General features: G+C 62.2%; 21 protein-coding genes and 1 tRNA gene. 15 read left to right on the forward strand and 7 right to left on the reverse strand.

The window, feature by feature from the left end; all coding sequences use genetic code 11:
- Positions 1 to 13 precede the first annotated feature (13 nt).
- Entirely contained in the window at positions 14 to 925 is a 912-nt protein-coding gene (locus tag EB231_RS19155; protein ID WP_172350242.1) for an SMP-30/gluconolactonase/LRE family protein, read from the reverse strand.
- Positions 926 to 1,146: 221 nt separating this feature from the next.
- On the opposite strand from EB231_RS19155, the gene EB231_RS19160 reads away from it, so the two are divergent.
- From EB231_RS19160 to EB231_RS19185, 6 genes are all read left to right on the forward strand, one after another.
- Positions 1,147 to 2,166, forward strand: a complete 1,020-nt coding sequence (locus EB231_RS19160) for a substrate-binding domain-containing protein (protein WP_172350243.1) — start codon at positions 1,147 to 1,149, stop codon at positions 2,164 to 2,166.
- A gap of 74 nt (positions 2,167 to 2,240) precedes the next feature.
- On the forward strand, positions 2,241 to 3,758 hold the full coding sequence (locus tag EB231_RS19165) for a sugar ABC transporter ATP-binding protein (protein ID WP_246740681.1): 1,518 nt from the start codon (positions 2,241 to 2,243) through the stop codon (positions 3,756 to 3,758).
- Complete coding sequence (locus EB231_RS19170; protein WP_172350245.1) at positions 3,758 to 4,717, forward strand: ABC transporter permease; 960 nt, start codon at positions 3,758 to 3,760, stop codon at positions 4,715 to 4,717. The genes EB231_RS19165 and EB231_RS19170 overlap by 1 nt, the downstream gene beginning before the upstream one ends.
- Positions 4,718 to 4,757: 40 nt before the next feature.
- On the forward strand, positions 4,758 to 5,729 hold the full coding sequence (locus EB231_RS19175) for an ABC transporter permease (RefSeq protein WP_172350246.1): 972 nt from the start codon (positions 4,758 to 4,760) through the stop codon (positions 5,727 to 5,729).
- A gap of 38 nt (positions 5,730 to 5,767) precedes the next feature.
- Complete coding sequence (gene iolB, locus EB231_RS19180) at positions 5,768 to 6,565, forward strand: 5-deoxy-glucuronate isomerase (protein WP_172352963.1); 798 nt, start codon at positions 5,768 to 5,770, stop codon at positions 6,563 to 6,565.
- 132 nt (positions 6,566 to 6,697) lie between these two features.
- Positions 6,698 to 7,693: a LacI family DNA-binding transcriptional regulator gene (locus EB231_RS19185; RefSeq protein WP_172350247.1), complete on the forward strand. Its 996-nt coding sequence runs from the start codon at positions 6,698 to 6,700 to the stop codon at positions 7,691 to 7,693.
- A gap of 47 nt (positions 7,694 to 7,740) precedes the next feature.
- Here EB231_RS19185 and araD read toward each other — a convergent pair whose 3' ends face one another.
- The 3 genes from araD to map form a co-directional block, all read right to left on the reverse strand.
- A complete protein-coding gene (gene araD / locus EB231_RS19190; protein ID WP_172350248.1) occupies positions 7,741 to 9,471 on the reverse strand; it encodes an L-arabinonate dehydratase in 1,731 nt (576 codons plus the stop codon).
- 235 nt (positions 9,472 to 9,706) lie between these two features.
- Entirely contained in the window at positions 9,707 to 10,468 is a 762-nt protein-coding gene (gene radC, locus EB231_RS19195; protein ID WP_172350249.1) for a RadC family protein, read from the reverse strand.
- Between the two features lie 55 nt (positions 10,469 to 10,523).
- Positions 10,524 to 11,351, reverse strand: coding sequence for a type I methionyl aminopeptidase (gene map, locus EB231_RS19200; protein WP_172350250.1), 828 nt, complete (start codon positions 11,349 to 11,351; stop codon positions 10,524 to 10,526).
- A gap of 254 nt (positions 11,352 to 11,605) precedes the next feature.
- Here map and EB231_RS19205 point away from each other — a divergent pair, with 254 nt between their 5' ends.
- From EB231_RS19205 to EB231_RS19235, 7 genes are all read left to right on the forward strand, one after another.
- Positions 11,606 to 11,968, forward strand: a complete 363-nt coding sequence (locus EB231_RS19205) for a hypothetical protein (protein ID WP_206681845.1) — start codon at positions 11,606 to 11,608, stop codon at positions 11,966 to 11,968.
- Between the two features lie 110 nt (positions 11,969 to 12,078).
- Positions 12,079 to 12,318 carry a hypothetical protein gene (locus EB231_RS19210; protein ID WP_172350252.1) on the forward strand — a complete coding sequence of 80 codons (240 nt, stop codon included), beginning with the start codon at positions 12,079 to 12,081 and terminating at the stop codon, positions 12,316 to 12,318.
- 180 nt (positions 12,319 to 12,498) lie between these two features.
- The gene (locus EB231_RS19215) at positions 12,499 to 12,795 is read left to right on the forward strand and encodes a DUF982 domain-containing protein (protein ID WP_056572315.1); all 297 of its coding nucleotides are present in this window, start codon (positions 12,499 to 12,501) and stop codon (positions 12,793 to 12,795) included.
- 162 nt (positions 12,796 to 12,957) lie between these two features.
- Positions 12,958 to 13,221 (forward strand): DUF6074 family protein, encoded by a 264-nt coding sequence (locus tag EB231_RS19220; protein WP_172350253.1) that lies wholly within the window; start codon positions 12,958 to 12,960, stop codon positions 13,219 to 13,221.
- A 261-nt stretch (positions 13,222 to 13,482) separates the two neighbouring features.
- The gene (locus tag EB231_RS19225) at positions 13,483 to 14,709 is read left to right on the forward strand and encodes a pilus assembly protein TadG-related protein (RefSeq protein WP_172350254.1); all 1,227 of its coding nucleotides are present in this window, start codon (positions 13,483 to 13,485) and stop codon (positions 14,707 to 14,709) included.
- A gap of 6 nt (positions 14,710 to 14,715) precedes the next feature.
- The gene (locus EB231_RS19230; protein WP_172350255.1) at positions 14,716 to 15,156 is read left to right on the forward strand and encodes a TadE/TadG family type IV pilus assembly protein; all 441 of its coding nucleotides are present in this window, start codon (positions 14,716 to 14,718) and stop codon (positions 15,154 to 15,156) included.
- A complete protein-coding gene (locus tag EB231_RS19235; protein ID WP_172350256.1) occupies positions 15,146 to 15,550 on the forward strand; it encodes a TadE/TadG family type IV pilus assembly protein in 405 nt (134 codons plus the stop codon). The genes EB231_RS19230 and EB231_RS19235 overlap by 11 nt, the downstream gene beginning before the upstream one ends.
- A 116-nt stretch (positions 15,551 to 15,666) precedes the next feature.
- On the opposite strand, the gene EB231_RS19240 is transcribed toward EB231_RS19235, so the two are convergent.
- The 3 genes from EB231_RS19240 to phaC form a co-directional block, all read right to left on the reverse strand.
- A tRNA-Glu gene (locus EB231_RS19240) sits at positions 15,667 to 15,741 on the reverse strand.
- A gap of 361 nt (positions 15,742 to 16,102) precedes the next feature.
- Positions 16,103 to 17,353, reverse strand: a complete 1,251-nt coding sequence (locus tag EB231_RS19245; RefSeq protein WP_172350257.1) for a YcbK family protein — start codon at positions 17,351 to 17,353, stop codon at positions 16,103 to 16,105.
- Between the two features lie 216 nt (positions 17,354 to 17,569).
- The gene (gene phaC / locus EB231_RS19250) at positions 17,570 to 19,405 is read right to left on the reverse strand and encodes a class I poly(R)-hydroxyalkanoic acid synthase (protein ID WP_172350258.1); all 1,836 of its coding nucleotides are present in this window, start codon (positions 19,403 to 19,405) and stop codon (positions 17,570 to 17,572) included.
- 221 nt (positions 19,406 to 19,626) lie between these two features.
- Here phaC and EB231_RS19255 point away from each other — a divergent pair, with 221 nt between their 5' ends.
- Positions 19,627 to 19,896, forward strand: coding sequence for a hypothetical protein (locus tag EB231_RS19255; protein WP_246740682.1), 270 nt, complete (start codon positions 19,627 to 19,629; stop codon positions 19,894 to 19,896).
- 44 nt (positions 19,897 to 19,940) lie between these two features.
- Positions 19,941 to 21,158 (forward strand): LL-diaminopimelate aminotransferase, encoded by a 1,218-nt coding sequence (locus tag EB231_RS19260; protein WP_172350259.1) that lies wholly within the window; start codon positions 19,941 to 19,943, stop codon positions 21,156 to 21,158.
- Positions 21,159 to 21,166: the final 8 nt, after the last annotated feature.

Genomic DNA, 21,166 nt, shown 5'->3' on the forward strand with positions numbered 1-21,166 from the left:
ATGTCAAAACCTTTCAGTTGGCCGGCCGGAAGCTGCGCTCGGGCAGCCCGGCGATGTCGGTGTCGAGGGCAAAGAGCGCGCCGGCCAGCCGTTCGCCCCTGTGCAGCCGCATCATCGCGGTGGTGATGTAGAGCGTCTTGAAGTCGGCGCCGCCGAAGGTGCATGTCGTCACGTCGGTGCAAGGCATCTCGACGATGCGGTCGATCTTTCCATCCGGAGACACGCGCACGACACAGCTGCCGCCAAAACGACAATTCCACAGATAGCCCTCGCTATCGACGATCGAGCCGTCCGGCCTGCCGCGCTCGAAGCCGGCGAAGAAGACGCGGCCATTGCCGATCGCTCCGGTTGATCCGTCGAAATCAAAGGCGCGGATTTCGTTGGCGGTGGTGTCGCCGAAATAGAAGGTGTTGCCATCCGGGCTCCAGCAGACGGTATTGGAAATCCCGATCTCGGTTCTCATGGCGGTGCTGGCGCCGGACGCCTCGATGCGAAAGAGCGTGCCCAGTCCCGGTGTCGTCCAATTGGCCTCGACCTCGAAATCGAGGTCGCCATTTTCCAGGATGTTGTTCTCCATCGAGCCCACCCAGAAGCGGCCTTGGGGATCGGCGCGCCCGTCGTTGAACCTGACTCTGGGATAGCCAGGTAGGGTCATAGGAAGAGGCTCGATGGAATGGTCTTTTGGCCGCCATAGAACCAGCCGGCTGCCAAGCGTCACCAGCATCACGCCATTGCGCGTGGTCGGGGCAAGGGCGACCACCGTCTCGGGAAACTCCCAGGACCGGACGCTAGCGCTCGACTCATCGTAGCGGTGGACCAGGAATCGGCCGATATCGCACCAGTAGAGCGCGTTCTCGGCCGCACACCACGTCGCGGCCTCGCCGCAGCGGTTCGCAGTTGGTTCGACCAGCCTCACATTCCCCATATCAAACTCCCCCGCACGTAGCTGTTGACGAGATGAAAACTTTCTGCAACTTTTGTCGGTATTGCAAGAACTAGTCAATAGCTTGCATTCTTGCAATGCCGAGGGATCAGATGCTGGGAGGAGGCGTCATCCCGCCGGGTGAGGAAATTCGCAAATATCCCCCGAGAAATGATGAAATCGCGTCCATTTCGGGCGATGGTTAGAACGTGTGGAGGAAATCGATGCAATCGACGATCCGTCTCAATCTCACGGCCATGATGATGGCTAGCGTTGCAATTTTTGCAACTACTGCAACGGCGCTGTCTCAGGAGAAGCCACTTATCGCCTTTGCGCAGGAAGGGCTCTACAACAGCTGGCGCACCGCCAACAACGACAGCATTCTCGCCGAGGCCGAGAAGGCAGGCTACAAGATCCAGTGGGTGCAGGCCGAAGGCGACCAATCCAAGCAGGTCGCACAGGTTCAGGACTTGCTTAAGCTGAAACCCAAGGTGCTGATCGTGGAGCCCGCCGAACAGCAGGCGGCCACTCCAATCGCCGCTCTTGCCGACGCTGCCGGCGTGCCGCTAATCGTGGCGGACCGTGGGCTTGGCGTGCCGCCTGGCAAAGGCCAGTACAAGATCCTGATCGAAGTCGACTGGAAGGCGGTCGGCGTTGAACTCGGCAAGTCCGCGGTCGAGGCTTTGAAGCTGCGCAAGGGATCACCCGCCGGCAACATCGTGGAGCTGGTCGGCACCGTCGGCTCGACGCCGCAGATCGGCATGGACGAAGGCTTCAAGTCGGTCATCTCCGCCCACCCGGACATCAAGATCATCGCGACGCAGGACGGGCATAACGAACGTGGCCCGGGCCTGACGATCATGGAGAACTTCCTGACCGCGCATCCCGCCGGCCAGATCGACCTCGTCTGGGCTCAGAACGATGAGATGGCGATTGGTGCGCTGAAGGCCATTCAGGCGGCCGGCCGCGACGAACTGCTGGGCGGCATTCTGAGCAAGGACGGCCAGCTTGAGGCGGTGAAGGAAGTCGCCGCGGGCAATTTTGCCGCCGACTGCACCAACACTCCCTATTTCGGGCCGATCATCATGCCGTATGTGGCTGATCTGCTCGCCGGCAAGGAGATCCCGGCGCATCCGCCGAAGCCGTTCATCTGCATCAACAGCCTGACCGACGCCGCCAAGAAGGAGGCCCAGGACCTGCTGGCCCAGATGCAAGATCAGAAGATGGCATTCGCGCCGAAGTGACCAGCCAGGCGAGCCTCTCGCCGAGAGGATCTGGCGCTTCGGCGCCGGATCCCTCCAACAAAGAGAACCTGACAGTGGAGCCTCTGCTCGAAGCCCGAAATCTGACCAAGGCCTATCCCGGCACGGTCGCCTTGCGAGACGTATCGTTCGATCTGCTCAGCGGCGAGGTTCACTGCCTGATCGGCGAAAATGGCGCCGGCAAATCAACGCTCATAAAAATCCTCGCCGGCGCGGTGATCCAGGATACCGGGGATATCCTCATCGAGGGCAATTCGGTCCGCCGCACGCAGGTGCGCGAACGGCGGGACCTCGGCATCAGCGTGATCTACCAGGATCTCAACCTCGTGCCGCAGTTGACCGTCGCCGAGAACATCTATCTCGGCCATGAGCCGCGCACGACCTTTGGAGGCGTCGACGTCAAGAAGATGCGTGCCATGTCGCGCGAACTCATCGAGATGCTTGGCGTCGAGTTTCCGGTCGACGCCCAAGTCGGCGACCTGCCCATCCCACTGCAGCAGCTGACCGCCACCGCGCGTGCGCTGTCGCTGAATGGCAAGGTGCTGATCATGGACGAGCCGTCGACGGTTCTCTCAGGCAAGGATCTCGACGTGCTGTTCGATGTGGTGCGGCGGTTGCGCCAGCGCGGCATCGGCATCATCTATATCTCTCATCATCTGGAAGAGGTTTTTGCGCTTGGCGACCGGGTCACGGTGCTGCGCGACGGTCAGTTCGTTGCCACCAAGCCGGTGAGCGAGACCAGCAAGGACGATCTGATTCGCATGATGGTCGGCCGTTCGCTCGGCGACCTGAACAAGCCGATGGGCGGTCGTAGCGTGGGTGAGGAGGTGCTCAGGGTCGAGCGCCTGACCCGAGGACGCGTGCTGCGAAACATCTCGTTCTCACTGCGCAAGGGCGAAGTGCTGGGCATTGCCGGCCTTGTCGGGGCAGGGCGGACGGAACTGGCGCGTGCCATCGTCGGGCTCGACCATTTCGATAGCGGCGACATCTACTTCGAGGGCAAGGCGCGCCGCATCAAGGGGCCGAGCCAGGCAGTGGCGATGGGTATCAGTCTCGTTCCCGAGGACCGCAAGGCCGAGGGTCTGGTCTCGGTGCTCAGCATTCGAGCGAATGCCTCGCTCAGCGTGCTGCCACGCATGACCCGCTTCGGCTTCATCCGCTTCCGTGCCTTGCGCGAACGCATCGACCGGCTCGCCAAGCGCATGGCGATCAAGGCGCCGCGCCTCGACATGCGGGTGTCCGGGCTCAGCGGCGGCAACCAGCAGAAGGTCGTCCTGGCCAAGTGCCTCGCCACCGATTGCAAGGTGCTGATCCTCGACGAGCCGACCCGTGGCGTCGATGTCGGGGCGAAGGTCGAGATCTACAAACTGGTCGACGATCTTGTCGTCTCCGGCATGGCGATCCTGCTGATCTCGTCCGAGCTGCCCGAGATCCTGTCGCTCAGCGACCGCATCCTGGTGATGTCGGAGGGCCGCATCGCGGCGGAACTCGACGGTCGCACGGCCACCCAGGAAGAGCTGATGTCGCATGCGGTTCCCAGTTCAAGCCGCAACGAACCGGAAAAGGCCGCGTGATGAGCACGAACTCGACCACCGAGCCCGGCCGCTTCAGCCGCCGGCTGACGCCGAGGACGGTCGCGCTGGAGTACAGCTCCTGGATACTGCTGGCAGTGCTGATCATCATCGGCACTTCGGTCAGCCCGCTGTTCCTTACGCCTGAGAATTTCGTCGACATCCTCTACCAGTCGTCGATCATCGGCGTGCTTGCGATCGGTCAGTTCCTCGTCATTCTCACCGGCGGCATCGATCTCGGCGTCGGCTCGGTCTTGGCGCTGTCTGCGGTGGTCGGCGCTCTTGGGGTTACCGTCGGCGGCGTTCCCTTGGGGATTGCCGGCAGCCTCGTCGTCTGCGGCACGTTGGGTGGGCTGACCGGAGCGGTGGTTGCACTCGGCCGCATGCCGCCCTTCATCGTCACCTTCGGCACGCTCGCCATCGCGCGTGGACTGGCTCTGACACTTACCAGCGGCGGGCCGGTCAACCTGGCCGATCCGGCATTCTTCGCCATAGGCAACGGTTATTGGCCGCAGGTCATCTGGGCCGCTGTCATTGTCGCTGGCTATGTGTTGCTGGCGCGACTGCCGGTTGGCCGCCACATCTATGCGACCGGCGGCAATGAGGACTCGGCGCGTGTATCGGGCATCAATACCACTCGCATCCTGGTGCTTGTCTACGGTTTGTCCGCGGTCTGTGCGGCTATTGGTGGCCTGATATTCACGGCCCGCTCCACAGTGGCGCTGCCCACTTACGGTCAGGGCTACGAATTGCAGGCGATCGCCGCCTGCGTCCTTGGCGGCACCGATCTGTTCGGCGGCACCGGCAAGCTGGCCGGCGTGGTTATCGGCGTGATCATCCTGACGATGCTCGGCAATATCCTGACGCTCACCGGGGTCAACCCATTTTGGAATTTCATCGCCATTGGCGCCGCGCTCTGGATATCGGTGACCTTCCGCTCGCGGCTCATGGTGTCGCGCTGATGCCGGGATTTGTTGCAACCAGGCTTGATGGAGCGGTCGCATGACCCAGACCGATACTGTTGAACCCTCCGCGCACAGGGAGAGCCCTTTTCGCCGCCTGCTCGGTGTGCGCAGCCTGATTGTGCTGCTTCTCGTGATCCTGCTGGTGGCAGCACAGATCGCCTCGGGCGGCACGTTCATGCAGCCGCGCAACCTGCTCAACATCCTGGCACAGAACAGCATTACCGGCACGCTCGCCATTGGGCAGACGATCGTCATCCTGAGCGGCGGCATCGATCTGTCGCTGGGGTCGATAACCGCGCTGAGTTCGATTGTCACGCTCTCGCTGCAGGATCATGGACCGCTCGTGGCGCGTCTTGGCGGGCTTGGCGTCGGCCTCGGCTGCGGCGCGATCAACGGGCTGTTGGTGGTGGTCGGCCGCGTGCCCCCTTTCATCGCCACTTTGGGCATGATGCAGGCAGCGCTCGGCATGACCTACATCGTCTCCAACGGCTATCCGATCTATGAGACCGATCACATGGCGCTGGTCTTCGGCCTCGACAAGATCGGGCCGGTGCCGCTCATCATCTTCCTTTGGCTGTTCGTTGCGCTGGTTGCCTGGGTACTGCTCGCGCTCACGCGCTTCGGCGCCAGCGTCTACGCCATCGGCGGCAATGAACGGACCGCGATCAGCTCCGGCATCAAGGTCGGCCAGGTCAAGTTCTTCATCTACGTTATTGCCGGTCTCTGCGCCTCGGTGGCCGGCATCATCTCGATCAACCGGCTGGGCTACAGCCAGCCGACCATCGGCGCCTCGTTTACCCTGGACTCGATCGCACCGGTGGTGCTTGGCGGCACCAGCCTGCTGGGTGGTGTCGGCGGGGTGATCTCGACGCTCGGCGGCGTGCTCGTATCTGGCGTGCTGAACAATCTGATGGTGCTGCTTGGCGTCAATATTTACGTCGAACAGATCGTGCAGGGTGCGATAATTCTCGCCTTCGTCTTCCTCTTCATCCGCTTCCAGCGACGATGAACTCTGAACTCCTCCGTATTCGCAAGGGCCACGAACAAATGCCGAATTTGCTTGTCAAACCGAACCGCTCCGGCCCCGACGGGCAGGTTCATGACGTGTCCCCGGCATCCGCCCAATGGCGCTATGTCGGGTTCGATGTCTACGACCTTGCCGCCAGCAAGACGCTCAAGCGATCGACGGGTGATCGCGAGGCGCTGCTTGTATTTGTCAGTGGCCTCGGGTCGGTGCAGGCGGGTTCATACAGTTTCCCGGCGGTGGGTGGGCGCCTCACGCCTTTCGACGATGCACCGTTCTCGGTCTACCTCCCTCCGAGAACCGAGTTCATCGTCACGGCGTCGAGCCAGCTGGAACTGGCCGTGTGCAGCGCACCCGCCGTCGGGAAATACACGCCGCGGCTGATCCGGGCCGATGAGGTCGAGAAGATCACCCGCGGAACCGGTACGAACACACGCTATGTCTGCAACATCTTGCCGGAGACGGCTGAAGCCGAAAGCCTGCTGGTGGTGGAATCGGTGACGCCCGGGGGGCATTGGTCGAGCTACCCGCCGCACAAGCACGATACCGACAATCTGCCCAATGAGAGCGCTCTGGAGGAAACCTACTATCATCGCCTCTCGCCGCCGCAGGGCTATGGATTCCAGCGTGTCTATACAGACGACCGTTCCCTCGATGAAACCATGGCTGTGTATGATCGGGATGTGGTCCTTGTTCCAAAAGGTTATCACCCGGTATCGTCACCGTATGGTTTCAATCTTTACTATCTCAACGTCATGGCTGGACCGAAACGGATTTGGCGCTTTCACAATGAACGGTCGCATGAGTTTCTGGTCGCATAATTTGCGCGCAAGTCGTTGTGCAAAAGGCGCCGTTTGCGCTGCCGCCGCTGCCTGGCGCATGATCCTGCGGAGCGGAAACTGCGATTCGACAGGAATGGACAGGCCGCGGGGTCGCAACGGAAGTCGATCACCATGAAACGCCTGGCTCCCCTGGCCGAGATTGCAGCGCAGGTCGGTGTTTCCACTGCGACTGTCTCGCGCGCGCTCAAACGTCCCGACCTGGTGCGTGAAGAGACGCGGGTGGCTATTGTCTCGGCGGCCAGGAAGGCCGGCTATGTCGGTGCTGACGAGATGCTGATGGGCAAATCCGGCAAGGGCGTCATCGGCCTTGTCGTGCCCGACATCGAGAATCCATTCTTTTCCGTCTTAACGAAATCAGTCTTGCAGGAGCTTCGCCGCAGCGGCGTCAGTCTTATCGTGGCCGATACCAACGAGGAGTCGGTCGACGAAGGCGAGATCATCACAACCATGCTGCCGCGCGTGGATGGGGTGATCGTTGCCTCGTCGCGTCTTGGCGACAGCGAGATCAGCGAACTTGTGACTGGCAAACCCGTTGTCCTGATCAACCGTGAGCTGCAAGGGGTCTCCTCGATCGTCATCGACTACAGCACCGGCAGCCGACAGGCGGTCGAACATCTTGCAGCGCTTGGACATCGCCATATCGCTTACGCTGAAGGCCCTTCTACATCATGGTCCAACACGCAAAGACGCAAGAGTTTTGAAGCCGCGATGGCCGATCTCAAGCTTGAGGCCCAGATATTCGGTCCCTACACGCCGAAATTCGATGGCGGCGTCCAGGCGGCCGACATCGCTGTCGCGCGCGGCGTGACGGCGATCGTCGCCTACAATGACCTGATGGCATTCGGCATCATGTCGCGGCTGGCCAGCCGCGGCATTCGTGTGCCGGATCAAATGAGTGTGGTGGGCTTCGACGATGTGCCCGAGGCCTCGATATGGTCGCCCGCGCTCTCGACCGTCACCGTCTCGATCGGGGCAAGCGGCAGGCTTGCGGCCCTGGCGCTGCTGCGGGCCATTGCCGGAAAGGATCGCGACGCCGGCAGCCGCCGCATCATGAGCCAGCTGGTCGTGCGCGGTTCGACGGCCGGCATTGGCGCGGCGGACAAGTAACACAGGACCGAGCCACGTCTGCCCGAAGCTCTATCGCTCAACAAGGTCTAGAAAATCTGCGGTTCGGGCACGGCAGGGCCGAAGCCGGTTTGAAGAAAATCGAAGTCGCAGCCATCATTGGCCTGGGAGATATGGCGGGCGAAGAGCCAGCCATAGCCGCGCCCGTAGGGAGCGGGTCTGGCAGGCAGGCTGGATAGCCGCGATGCAATCTCGGCGTCGCCAAGCACTGCGTTCAGCGTCCGGTTTGGTACATCGAGCAAGATGCGGTCGCCGGTCCGCAGCGCGGCAAGCGGACCGCCAATATGCGCTTCCGGCGCGACATGGAGGATACAGGCGCCATAGCTGGTGCCGCTCATCCGGGCGTCGGAAATGCGTACCATGTCGCGGATGCCTGCTTTGATCAGCTTGGCGGGTATAGGCAGCATCCCCCATTCCGGCATGCCTGGCCCACCTTGCGGTCCGGCGTTGCGCAACACCACCACGTCATCGGCCTGCCAGTCGAAGTCGAGATCTTCCACACCGGCCTTCATGTCCGGATAGCTATCGAAGACCACGGCACGGCCCTCGTGAACGAGAAGATGCGGCGCACAGGCGGATGGCTTGATGACGCAGCCGTCGGGCGCCAGATTGCCGCGCAACACGGCAAGCGCGCCCTCGTGGTAGACCGGATTGTCGAGGCTGCGAATGACGTCGGAATTGATCACTTCCGCATCCTCAAGCGTTTCGCCGAGCGAGTGTCCGGACACTGTGAGGGCGGACCGGTCGAGTTTGTCGCCCAACTGGGCCATCAGCGCCCGGAGGCCGCCGGCATAGAAAAAATCTTCCATGAGGTAGGTCTTGCCGCTCGGCCGGATGTTGGCGACGACCGGTGTGGTTCGGCTGATGGCGTCGAGGTCGTCAAGCGTCAAAGGCACACCGGCGCGACGGGCCATGGCAATCAGATGGATCACCGCGTTGGTCGAGCAGCCGGTCGCCATTGCAACGACGACGGCGTTGGCAACTGAGCTGGCGGTGATAATCTTCGCTGGCGTCAAGTCCTCCCAGACCATCTCGACCGCTCGGCGGCCAACTGCCGCTGCCATGCGGATGTGGTTGGAATCGGCCGCCGGAATGGAACTCGCACCAGGCAGCGTCAGCCCCATGGCTTCAGCGATCGCTGTCATGGTCGAGGCGGTGCCCATGGTCATGCAATGGCCGTAGGAGCGGGCGATGCCGCCTTCGACGCCGGCCCATGCCTCGGCGGTAAGCTTGCCGGCACGCCGCTCGTCCCAGTATTTCCAGGCATCGGAGCCGCTGCCCAGCGCTTCGCCGCGATAGTTGCCGCGAAGCATGGGCCCAGCCGGCAGAAAGATCATCGGCAGTCCGGCGCTGATGGCGCCCATCACAAGACCCGGCGTGGTCTTGTCGCAACCGCCCATCAGCACCGCGCCGTCGGCCGGATGTGAACGCAACAGCTCCTCCGCCTCCATGGCGAGGAGATTGCGGTAGAGCATGGTGGTCGGCTTGACGAGGGTTTCCGACAGCGACTGCACCGGAAGCTCCATGGGGAATCCGCCCGCTTGCAGCACCCCACGCTTCACGTCTTCGACGCGATGCTTGAAATGGGCATGGCACGGGTTGGCGTCGGACCATGTGTTGAGGATTGCAATGACCGGCCTGCCGCCCCAGTCGGCTTCACCATAGCCCATCTGCATCATGCGTGAGCGATGGCCGAAAGACCTGAGATCGTCGGGCGCGAACCAGCGTGCGCTTCTAAGGTCGGCGGCTGCTTTTGTCATGATCAGATTCCGAAGCAATTTGGGTGCGCCTGTCGTGCACGATCGGCTTGAAGGCGCCTGCGACAGGGTCTCGAATGAGGCTTACTGTCGATACAATATCGACGTGCACTTCGCTATTTCCTGTTTTGCTACGCTGGGGTCCTACGCCCAGCGGTCCCCTCTTGATAAGAGGAGCCATCGAGGTCCATCTTTCGCAACAACGAAGTGGTTGCCGTGATGAGGAGAAGCCGGAAAATCAGATCAGAAGCAGGCCCTTCATGCTGGCATATCCCTTGCGCCCGATGATGATGTGGTCATGCACGGCGATACCCAGCCGTTTGCCCGCTTCGATGATCTCTTTCGTCATCTCGATATCGGCGCGCGACGGCGTCGGGTCGCCCGACGGATGGTTGTGCACCAGGATGATCGCGGTGGCCGAGAGGTCGAGCGCACGCTTGACCACTTCCCTGGGATAGACGGGCGTATGGTCGACAGTGCCGGTCTGCTGCACCTCGTCGGCAATCAGCGCGTTCTTCTTGTCGAGGAACAGGATGCGGAACTGTTCGCGCGCCTCGAAGGCCATGGCAGAGCGGCAATAGGCGAGAAGCTGCGTCCAGGACGACAGGACTTCGCGGCCATGGACCTCGCCATGCGCCATGCGCTGTGCTGTCGCCGCGACGATTTTCAGGTCGAGCGCCACCGCCGGACCGATGCCCTTGACTTCCTGCAGCAGGTTGACGGGCGCACCAAGCACCTCGGCCAATGTACCGAAGCGCGTGAGCAACGCCTTGGCGGCCGGCTTGGTGTCGGCGCGCGGGATCAGCCGGAAGAGCAGGAGCTCCAGAAGTTCATAATCGGGCAGGGCGTCCGGACCCGCTGAGACGAAGCGCTCGCGCAAGCGATCGCGATGGCCGAGATAATGCGGTTTTTCGGCTGGAGCCGGCTTTGCCTTCGCCGCCGGCCGAACCGGTACCTCGGAGAAGAAACTCCGCTCGTCGTCGTCGTTGGCTTTCCCCATCCGCCCCCGCATCCGGCAATCGATCGGGCGCAGCAGTCGCCCGACGGTCAAAAACTCAGGCCGGCAGGCCGGGACGATCAAGCTTGTTGGGCGAGAGCGTGAAAATCTCGCAGCCGGCGTCGGTCACGCCGATCGTGTGCTCGTACTGCGCCGAGAGCGAGCGGTCGCGGGTTACGGCTGTCCAGCCGTCCGACAGCACCTTCACATGCGGCCGGCCGAGATTGATCATCGGCTCGATGGTGAAGATCATGCCGGGCCGCATTTCCACGCCCTCATTGACGTTGCCATAGTGCAGGATATTTGGGGCGTCGTGGAACAGCTGGCCGACGCCGTGGCCGCAGAAGTCGCGCACCACCGAGCAGCGCTCCGCCTCGGCATAGGTCTGGATGGCAGCACCGATGGCGCCGGTGCGAGCCCCGGGCCTGACCGCGGCGATGCCGCGCATCAGGCATTCATGGGTGACCTCGAGCAGCCGCTCGGCGGCGCGCTTGATGGTGCCGACCGGATACATGCGCGAGGAATCGCCGTGCCAGCCATCGAGAATGTAGGTGACGTCGATGTTGACGATGTCGCCGTCCTTCAACGGCTTGCTGTCGGGAATGCCATGGCAGACGACATGGTTGATGGAGGTGCAGGACGACTTCGTGTAGCCGCGATAGTTGAGCGTCGCCGGCAGCGCTCCGTGATCCATGCCGAACTCGAAGACGAAACGGTCGATGGCATCGGTGGTGACGCCGGGCGCGACCATGGGAACCAGCTCGTCCAGGCAACGCGCGGTGAGGTCGCATGCCTTGCGCATGCCGGCAAAACCGTCCTCGCCATAGAGGCGGATCTGGCCGGTGTTTCTGAGGGGTGCGGTGGCGGCGTCGAGATAGGTGACCATTTTGTCCGTATGGAAGGTAGGGCGCTGCAGGGATGCTGGCGTGAAAATCCCACCAGATTTGGCACTTGGGGGCAAAAGGTTCAAGGAAGAACTGCCTGATGCAGCCCGAACCGGCGGGATATTCGTCGCGTCTGCGCGGGCTTTTGCCGGTTTTGCACGGTTTGCTTTCCTTTGCGGCCATCGTGCGCTAGGGCGGGACGATGTTTTGGAGATCGCGTCCAGCCCTGAAGCGCGCCAGATCGCTTGAAGCGCCGTTGACGGCAGCCTGCTCCTGCCTGATGGGCCTTGTGTTGCTGGCGATGCTGTGCCTCGGCCGGCCGGTTTTCCCCACTTTCGCTGACCCTGCCCAGGGCAGCGCCAGCGTTGGCATCGAACGGTCGGGCGAAGTCGCGGCGTTGCTGCGTGTCACCAACAAGGCACAGGCCCTTGAGGCTCGCACCGTCAGGCCGTTGGTGGCCAAGTTCGCGGGCGGCCATCCGGCATTGCCGGCTCCAGAAACTGTTTTCCTTTGGCTCGCCCCGACGTCGCCGGCAGTGTTTGGCGCCGGCCGTGGGATGGTCTCGGCTCCGTGCACGAGCACCAATCAGCCGCGCGCGCCGCCGTCCGCGCAGGCCTGAGCGGTCCAAGACCGCACGTTCGCCATCCTACCAAGCCATTCGTGTCGCGATCCGTGCGGCGGCCATAGCCGCGCATTGTTGGCGCGGCGCGTCATTTCCGGATCATTGCAATGCAACAACGTATCAAGACATTCAAAAGCCTGTCGCGTGCAGCCTCGGCTGCTTCATTTCTGTCCGTTCAGGCGTTCATCTGTATCGGAACCGTTTACTGGGCGATCGCCGAGACGCTCTATCTGTCGGGAACCGGAGCGCTCGTGCTCGGTGTCCTGTTCGCCTTGCCGTCGGCCTATGTTCTGATGATGGTGGTGCGCATGGCCTTCGACGCCGAGACCGACCCAGCCAATCAGTAAATTGCGCCGCCGGATCGGAAAGTTCTGCCGGGTACCTTTGTGCCGGCAGAACTTTCCTCACCCTTTGCAGCAGAAGCGGCCGCTTCCGCAGTGACGACACATTTCCGTGGCACAAACCGGTCAAAGCAACTTTTGACGACGGACGGCGTTGCTGGGCGACGCCAGTTCGGGAGATTTCGGATGGACAGATTGCAGTTCGAGGTGCCGGTGCGTATCGCGCCAGGGCCTGGCTTGCCCGTCGAGGAGATTTACAGCGTCGAGCAGGCGTTGGATTTTCTCCAGGACTGGCCGGCACGCCGGCAGGGACCGGTGTATCAGAAAGCCTTCAACGCCTGCTTTGGCGCCACGGTGGACGTGGTCAAGACCGAGGATGCCTGCCGGGCATTCATGGCATTCTGCCGCGTCACCGGACTGATGGCCAGCGACATGATGGCGCCGCGCAAGCGCGGCGGCGAGGCGAGGGCGCTGCAGGCTTGAGGGCAGCTTCGCTTGCCTCGATAACCAGTTCGGCTTGAGTGCACCGTCTCGTGTCGCGGATATCCATCAATAGCGGCGTTAAGCTTCCGTTTCCACCTTCGCGGCTACGCCATTGCTTGTTCAGCAATGTTGATTCGTTGCGTCAGTCTCATGGTTCGGAAGATGTCTCCAGAAAAAATCCGTGCGTTCCCGATCGACCGTCAGCTATTCCTGGTCAGAGAAGTTGCGGCCAAGCTCGACAATCTGCATGGCGAGACCGCAGCCTCGTTCTGGAGGGCCAAGGCAGCGGAGCTGCTTGACCTCGTTGTCGGGTCGGGCAGGGACAGAGCCACGGCCGGTGATGAAGTCCGCAGATTTTTCCTGGCCGTACAGAAAGAGTTGTCGGCTGGAGTGGCCTCAGAGCAGGTGCCCGTCCTTTCCGCCTGAAGCCAAGACTGCGGCGCGCTGGATTGGACCGCATCCGGTTGAGCCGGATCGCTCCCATTCGCCGGAACCACCAGCGTGATCCTGCAATCGGTGGAGTCACTTGTCCGCGGAGCGCTGCCGTGCCGGCAGGGACGGCAATCGCCGTCGTCCGAGCACCGATCAGCGAACGGCCGGTTGTTTGAAGCCAATCGAAGCCTTGATCAAAAATGAACCGAACTTCTTAGCCGTTCGTTCATATATGCGTGCTTTCTAATTTAAGTTATGGCTTCCAACTGCTTCACCCGAGTTCGGCTCATGGCGACCGGCATACGCCGGAGTACCAAGGCAAATGTTGCCACTATCTTCGCCCTCAGCCTGCCGATCGTCGTCGGCGCCGCCGGCTTCGGCGTGGAGACCTCCTACTGGTACTACAACAGCCTGAAACTGCAGGCGACGGCCGATGCCGCCGCCTATGCCGGCGCGCTTGAACAGATCTCAGGGTCCGACAAGCCGACGATCGTCGCGGCCGCGACACAGTCTGCCGCGTCCAATGGGTTGGGCTCGGGCACGATCGTCGTCAACACGCCGCCAGCGTCCGGGCCGAATACGGCGAAGAAAGCAGTCGAGGTTATCGTCCACCAGAACGTCGACCGGATGTTCACCTCGATCTTCACGCAGGGCCAGGTGCCCGAACAGGCAAGGGCGGTGGCCCTCATCACCAACGCCTCGAAGTCCTGCATGACCGCGCTCGATGTGACCGCCTCGCAGGCTGTACTGTTTTCCGGCAATACCAGCGTGAAGGTCACCGGCTGCGTGGTGATGTCCAATTCGAACGCTTCGGACGCCATCAAGCTCCAGGGCTCGGCGGCACTGCAGGTCGATTGCCTGATATCGGCGGGCGGCGTCTCACTGAACAATCCGGTCACCACCGTTTGCCCGGCCCCGATCACCCAGGCGCTGCCTGCCGCCGATCCATTCGCCGACCTGCCGACCCCGGCCGCTTCAAATCCCTGCCAGAACACCAACAAATCGACGCTGAAACCCGGCACCTACTGCAGCGGACTCAGCCTTAGCGGCAGCGTTACCCTCCAGCCGGGCGTCTATGTCGTTCAGGGCAATCTCAAGATAAACGCCAACGCTTCCGTCACCGGCAGCGGGGTGACCATCTTCATGTCGGGCAGTTCGACGGTCAGCATGAACGGCAACGCCTCCGTGCAGCTCAGCGCGCCGACTTCGGGCGCTTATTCCGGTGTTCTGTTCTATGGCGACAGGGCCGGTAGCAGTGCATCCAGCACCTTCAACGGCACAGCCGACTCGCTGCTGACTGGGGCCATCTACTTCCCGAGACAGCAGATCAGCTATCTCGGCAATTTCTCGGGCAATGGCGGCTGCACCCAAGTCGTCGCCGATACGATCCAATGGTCAGGCAGTTCAACCATCAATCAGGATTGCACCAGCCTCGGAATGCGCGACATTCCGGCCGCGCAGTCCGTGGCACTGGTCGAGTAGCCTCCCGTGGAACGCGGATCAAAACTGATCCTTGGCGACCGTTCGGGCGTTGCGGCGGTGGAGTTCGCCATGGTCCTGCCCTTCTTGTGCGCGGCGCTGCTCGGCATCATCGACGGCTGGTCCTATGTGACGAGTTCGCTGTCGATGCGCGCCGGCGTGAAGACCGCCGCGAACCTGATCATGGCGGGATCGACCAACGACACGGCGACGCAGGCCGTTGCGATTTCGAGCTGGGAGAAGCGGCCGATGGACGGCCGTGTCACGCTAAGTCGAATCTATATGTGCGGGGCGACCGTGGTCGACGCTTCCACCTTGTGCAGTGGGCCAAAGGTTCCATCGATCTATGTGCAGATCCAGGCATCGGCCACCTGGACGCCACCCTTCACCTTCGGCGTTTTTTCCGCTTCCAGCGTCATCGGCCACCTGGAGGTGATCCGTGTGCGCTAAGGCAAGCGCCTTCAAGTGGGATCGATCGGGTGGAGCCGGATTGGAGTTCGCGCTGATCGCGCCATTCCTCATCATATTGCTGTTCGGAATCTTCGCCTTGGGCTGGTCGATGAACTCGGTCTCAAGCGTTCGCTATACGCTTGAGACATCGTCACGCTCGCTGCAGCTTCAGAACACGCTGACCCAGGCCGACATCCAGTCGATCGCCACGCAGAAATTGCAGGCCCTGGGTTTGAAGGATGTCAACGTGACGATCGCCATCGACCCGGCGAGCGGCGGCTTCCGCATGGCGCACCTGACCGCCACCTATGCCTTCGTCGTTGACTTCCCTTACCTCAGCGCCTTCCCGATCAACTACGCGACCACCGTTACCGTGCCGCTGGTTGGCGGTTAGGCGTGTCAGCCGGCAGGTCCTTGGCAGTCAAGTGACGCAGGCCTGCCCCGATTCTCGGGCAGTATCGGCCAAAGCTCGGCGGGAAAATAGGTTTTCAGTTGAGTGCTTGAAGTTGCTGGTACGCCCAAGGGGAATCGAACCCCTGTTACCGCCGTGAAAGGGCGGTGTCCTAACCGCTAGACGATGGGCGCGCTCAGACGAAGCGGCTTATACTGGCGTTGCGCGCAACCGGCAACCCGTCAAGTGCCGCCCTGGACAACTTTTTTCCGGCTTTTGGAAACACAGGGGCTTCATCACGACTGCACGGCTTGGTGACTTGCGGAAACGCCCATCGCTCGTCATTCCAGTGCGGAGCAAGGAGCGAAGCTCCGCTGCGCTCCTCAACCAAGGTCACGGAACGGATCCCCGGGTCTTCGATGGAGCTTCGCTCTCGCTCCGCCCGTGGATGACGAAGTTGGGGATGCTCAGGCCAATCTCGAAAGTCTAGAATTGTTCACTGGAACGATATTTTGCGGCACGACCTGGCCGCTCTGGCCCGTCAAATCGCGCCCTTTAGCCGTCGCCACCGCCGCCGCGCCGGCGGCAGCGCCAGTTCCAGTCGCGCTCGGGGCCGACGTCGACGTGGACCGATTCGGTGTGGCAGTAGGTGCCGACGCCGCCACGGCCGGGCATTGTCCTGATGTAGTTCGCCAGTTCCCATTTGGAGACGCCGGGCACCTGGATGTCGGCGGCGGCGCAGTACATGTGCAGCGAATTCTTGGCGCCGTTGGCGCGGCGGTTGCGGGCAGGGTCGCGGTAGCCTGACGTGACCATCATCTTGCGGCCGTAATGGCCTTCGATCGTCTTCAGCACGCGCACCAGCGACGGCTTCAGGCAGGCGACGTCAACGCTTTCGTTCTGCTTCAGCAGCCCGTTGGGGGCGAGCCGGGCCATGCCGGCGGCGGACGCGACCTGATAGCTGCCGCCCGAACCCTCGTCCTCATTGAGGTCGACGTCGCTTTCATCATCGAGGCCGGATTTGCGCTTGATCTCGAACAACGCCGTCTGGCGCACGCCGGGCAACGCATCGCCGCCCGTGATGTGGCCGGCTTCGTTGCCGATCGAAGCCAACTGTATCGGCTTTGCGGTGGAATCGGCCGAGGCCAGTGTGATGATCGGCTTTGCCGGTGTCGGCGCGGGCTTGGCCTGCACGGCCGGCTGTTCGCCTGTGCGCGTGTTGACCAGTGGAGCGGGGGTTGCGGAAGCCGGCGTGGCACCGAACATCGAGGCCAGGAAGCCCCGTTTCTTCGGCGCTTCTGCTTGCGGCATCTCGCCCGCCGTCACATAGACCGGATTGTTCATCGCCGGTGCCGCGGCAGGCTTCGGCGCCGTCACGTCGGCATCGGCGGCGGCGATCTTCTGGGCGACCGCGTCGGTCTGCTGCGCCGTCTGGGTCGGCTGCTGCAGGGCCTGCGGCGTTTGTCCCGCGATCGTTTCAGCCCCGGCCGGCGTTGTCAGTGGAAAGGCAGCCTCGGGCTTGGCGATCGGTACGTAAGCGACCGTTTCAGGAAGCGCCGTATCCCCCTCGCTCATCACGGTCGTCTGGGTGATCGTGGTCTGCGATGTCGAATCGGCGGTGGCGATGGGCTTGCCGGTGGCGGCCGCATTGATGTTCGAGGAGGAGGCATTGTAGCCAGGCATTCCGACCGACATTGTCGGGTCGCCGGCGGAGGTGCAGGAGGCCAGGAGCACGGAGCAAAGCGCTGCCACGATGGCGCGGCGTTCTCCCTTTGCGAGGCTCCATCCTGCTGATTTCAAAGTCAAATTCCCCCTCGATACCCGGTCGGTAAATCCTTGGCGCAGCACTGGCCGCCGCAGTCCAAGGTGACCTTTGTCTCCGATCCGGAAACGAGACCTGTGTCAAATCCGCAAGCTCGAAAGTATTTTTGCGGCGAATGCCGAATTACGACCGCTCGACGGTTGACGACACCATTTCGCCCGCTTTTGACAAGCCGTCAACTCACCAGACATTACAGTCCGTTACACACGCACCTTGACATAGGTACCGGGAGCATCCCCCAAGGTTTTCATATGTTTGCCTGGTTTGCGGGCAGGCACGCGGGTGTTGTCCTTGGCCTCTATCCAGCTTTGCCAGTGCGGCCACCAGGATCCCGGATGGTCGGTAGCCGTGGCTATCCACTGGTTGAAATCGCCGATCGGCGCGCCGCCGGTCCAGTACTGGTACTTGTTGGATGCGGGCGGATTGACGACACCGGCTATGTGGCCGGATCCGGCCATCACATAGTCGACCTTGCCGCCAAAATATTTCGAACCGAGGAAGACGGACAGCGCCGGCGCGATGTGATCTTCCTTCGAGGCAAGGTTGTAGATCGGAATGGTGACATCGCCGAGCGAGACCGTGCGGCCCGCCAATTCCATCGTGCCGCGCGAGAGGTTGTTCTCCAGATAGCAGTTGCGCAGGTAGAAGGAGTGGTTGGCCGCCGCCATGCGGGTCGAATCGGCATTCCAGTAGAGCAGGTCGAAGGGCAGGGGATCCTTGCCGCGCATGTAATTGTTGACGACATAGGGCCAGATCAGGTCACCGGAGCGCAGCATGTTGAAGGCGGTCGCCATCTTGGTGCCGTCGAGATAGCCCTTTTCATTCATCGACTTTTCCACCGCCGCGACCTGTTCCTCGTCGACGAACACTTTCAGGTCGCCGGCATAGGTGAAGTCGACCTGGGTGGTGAAGAAGGTCGCCGACTTGATGCGGTCGTCGCCTTCGCTGGCCATCAGCGCCAATGCCGCCGCTAGCAGCGTGCCACCAACGCAGTAGCCGATCGCGTTGACGTCGCGCTCGCCGGTGGCCTTCTCGATCGTGTCGAGGCCGTATTGCAGGCCTTCCCTTATATAGGCTTCCCAGTTCTTGGCGCCGTGGCGCTCGTCCGGATTGATCCAGGAGATGACGAAGACGGTATGGCCCTGCTCGATCGCCCAGCGGATGAAGGATTTCTGCGGGTTGAGGTCTAGTATGTAGAACTTGTTGATCCAGGGCGGGCAGATCAGCAGCGGCCGTTTCAGCACCATCTCGGTGGCGGGATCATACTGGATGATCTCAGCAATATCGCTGCGGCCAACCACCTTACCGGGCGTGGTGGCGATGTTGCGGCCGATCTCAAAGGGCGAATAGTCGGCCTGGCGCAGTTTCAGGTCGCCCTTGCCGGCGGCGATGTCCTCGGCAAGCATCTTCATGCCGCGCACCAGATTCTCGCCGTTGGAGGCGATGGTTTCGCGAAACAGTTCCGGATTGGTCAGGATGAAATTCGACGGCGAGATGGCGTTGGACACCTGCTTGACGTAGAAGCTCGCCTTGTGGCGGGTGTGCTCGTCCAGACCTTCGGCGTGCTCGACCAGTTCGGACGCCCAGCGCGAGGTGACGAGATAGGCCTGCTTGAGAAAATCGAAGAAGGCGTTGCGGCCCCATTCCGGATCCTGGAAGCGCTTGTCGCCGCGCTCCGGCTTGACGGCATCGTCGGTACCCTCGGCGCTGGCGCTGACACGCTGGATGGCGTTCGCCCAGACGGTCATATAGCCGGCGAACAGCCGCGTCTGCGCTTCGAGCGCGCGCTGCGGGTCGGCAAGCCAGTATTCGCTGAGCTTGGAGAAGGTCTTGACCATGTCGACGACCGGTTCGGCGACGTGGTCGCGCACCTCGCCTTTTTCGCGCGGCTCGGCCCAGGCGGATGCCGCCTTGCCGGCCTGCTCGACCATGCGCGCCATGTTCAACGCGAAGCGTTCCGGATCCTTCACCAGATATTGCTCGACGGTCGAAGGCTCGTCATCTTCCGTTTTGCCCGAATCGGGTGTTTTGGACATGGTTCGCGGGGTTCCTCCCGAAGCGTTTTCTTGACATATTAACATGGGACATCCGACAGGGTCCAATCTCGCTCTACCTCGGCTGCCAAGGAAACAATATGACGATTAATATTGGCGAGACTGTTTTTTTTGGTGCCGCAGGCTTTTGCCGCATCGGCGTGGCGATCCTCTTTGTGGGGATCGCCGGATGTTCGAGCACGAATACAGGCGGTCCGGTGCCGATGGCCGAGAATGCCGGGCCGAAGGATACAGGCACCTTTCCGAACCTGAACATCCCGCCGCAAGTGGCGAACAAGCAGTTCACCGAGGCCGAGCGGAACGCCAAGCTCGCCGAACTCAAGGCCGACAAGAGCGGGCAGGGTGCCAAAAGCGGCGGCGGCTCCGTCACCGATCAAGCGGCGCTGACGGATCTGGCCAAGAAGCACGGCCCCCAGACGCTAAAGCAGATCGAAGGCAAATGCGATCCCGCCCTCGACCCTACCTGCAAATGAGTATATAGCGCGCGCCCAATACCCCTTTGCTGTCTGGAACCGCCATGGAAGAGTTTCACAAGGTCCGTCGCCTTCCGCCCTACGTTTTCGAGCAGGTCAACCGGCTCAAGGCCAGCGCGCGTTCGCGCGGCGCCGATATCATCGACCTTGGCATGGGCAATCCGGACCTGCCGACGCCGAAGGCCATCGTCGACAAATTGTGCGAAGTCGTGCGCGATCCGCGCACGCATCGCTATTCCTCCTCGCGCGGCATTCCGGGGCTGCGCCGCGCCCAGGCCGCCTATTATCAGCGCCGCTTCGGCGTGAAGCTTAATCCCGACACGCAAGTGGTTGCCACGCTCGGCTCGAAGGAAGGCTTCGCCAACATGGCGCAGGCGATCACCGCGCCCGGCGACGTCATCCTGTGCCCCAATCCGACCTATCCGATCCACGCTTTCGGCTTCATCATGTCGGGCGGCGTCATCCGTTCGCTGCAGGTCGAGCCCGATGACGGCTTCATTCCGGCCGTCGAGCGGGGTATTCGCCATTCGATCCCGAAGCCGCTGGCCTTGATCCTCAACTATCCGTCGAACCCGACGGCGCTGGTCGCTTCGCTCGATTTCTACAAGGACGTGGTGGCGTTCGCGAAGAAGAACGACATCATCATCCTGTCCGACCTTGCCTATTCGGAGATCTATTTCGACGGCAATCCGCCGCCTTCGGTGCTGCAGGTTCCGGGCGCCATCGACGTCTGCGTCGAATTCACCTCGATGTCGAAGACTTTCTCCATGCCCGGCTGGCGCATGGGCTTTGCCGTCGGCAATGAACGGCTGATCTCGGCGCTGACCCGGGTGAAATCCTATCTCGACTACGGCGCCTTCACGCCGATCCAGGTGGCGGCCGCCCATGCGCTCAATGGCGACGGCGCCGATATCGCCGAGGTGCGCGACATCTACCACAAGCGTCGTGACGTGATGGTCGATGCGTTCGGCCGCGCCGGTTGGGATATTCCCGCCCCGGCGGCCTCGATGTTCGCCTGGGCGCCGATCCCGGAGCCATTCCGTCATCTCGGCTCTCTCGAATTCTCCAAGCTGCTTATCGAGCACGCCGACGTGGCGGTGGCGCCCGGTATCGGCTTCGGCGAACATGGCGACGATTTCGTGCGCGTGGCGCTGGTCGAGAACGAGCACCGGATCCGCCAGGCGGCGCGCAACATCAAGCGCTTCCTGTCGACCAGCGCCAAGCAGCCCAACAACGTGGTGCCGCTCTCCGCCCACCGGTAAGCAAAATT

The organism is Mesorhizobium sp. NZP2298 (assembly GCF_013170825.1).
Classification (GTDB): Bacteria; Pseudomonadota; Alphaproteobacteria; order Rhizobiales; family Rhizobiaceae; genus Mesorhizobium.

What these genes read in the sequence shown, in the direction of transcription:
- EB231_RS19155 (WP_172350242.1), bottom strand. Translation starts at nt 925, where the DNA reads ATGGGGAATGTGAGGCTGGTCGAACCAACTGCGAACCGCTGCGGCGAG.
- EB231_RS19160 (WP_172350243.1), top strand. Translation starts at nt 1,147, where the DNA reads ATGCAATCGACGATCCGTCTCAATCTCACGGCCATGATGATGGCTAGC.
- EB231_RS19170 (WP_172350245.1), top strand. Translation starts at nt 3,758, where the DNA reads ATGAGCACGAACTCGACCACCGAGCCCGGCCGCTTCAGCCGCCGGCTG.
- EB231_RS19175 (WP_172350246.1), top strand. Translation starts at nt 4,758, where the DNA reads ATGACCCAGACCGATACTGTTGAACCCTCCGCGCACAGGGAGAGCCCT.
- iolB (WP_172352963.1), top strand. Translation starts at nt 5,768, where the DNA reads ATGCCGAATTTGCTTGTCAAACCGAACCGCTCCGGCCCCGACGGGCAG.
- EB231_RS19185 (WP_172350247.1), top strand. Translation starts at nt 6,698, where the DNA reads ATGAAACGCCTGGCTCCCCTGGCCGAGATTGCAGCGCAGGTCGGTGTT.
- araD (WP_172350248.1), bottom strand. Translation starts at nt 9,471, where the DNA reads ATGACAAAAGCAGCCGCCGACCTTAGAAGCGCACGCTGGTTCGCGCCC.
- radC (WP_172350249.1), bottom strand. Translation starts at nt 10,468, where the DNA reads ATGGGGAAAGCCAACGACGACGACGAGCGGAGTTTCTTCTCCGAGGTA.
- map (WP_172350250.1), bottom strand. Translation starts at nt 11,351, where the DNA reads ATGGTCACCTATCTCGACGCCGCCACCGCACCCCTCAGAAACACCGGC.
- EB231_RS19210 (WP_172350252.1), top strand. Translation starts at nt 12,079, where the DNA reads ATGCAACAACGTATCAAGACATTCAAAAGCCTGTCGCGTGCAGCCTCG.
- EB231_RS19215 (WP_056572315.1), top strand. Translation starts at nt 12,499, where the DNA reads ATGGACAGATTGCAGTTCGAGGTGCCGGTGCGTATCGCGCCAGGGCCT.
- EB231_RS19220 (WP_172350253.1), top strand. Translation starts at nt 12,958, where the DNA reads ATGTCTCCAGAAAAAATCCGTGCGTTCCCGATCGACCGTCAGCTATTC.
- EB231_RS19225 (WP_172350254.1), top strand. Translation starts at nt 13,483, where the DNA reads ATGGCTTCCAACTGCTTCACCCGAGTTCGGCTCATGGCGACCGGCATA.
- phaC (WP_172350258.1), bottom strand. Translation starts at nt 19,405, where the DNA reads ATGTCCAAAACACCCGATTCGGGCAAAACGGAAGATGACGAGCCTTCG.
- EB231_RS19255 (WP_246740682.1), top strand. Translation starts at nt 19,627, where the DNA reads ATGGCCGAGAATGCCGGGCCGAAGGATACAGGCACCTTTCCGAACCTG.
- EB231_RS19260 (WP_172350259.1), top strand. Translation starts at nt 19,941, where the DNA reads ATGGAAGAGTTTCACAAGGTCCGTCGCCTTCCGCCCTACGTTTTCGAG.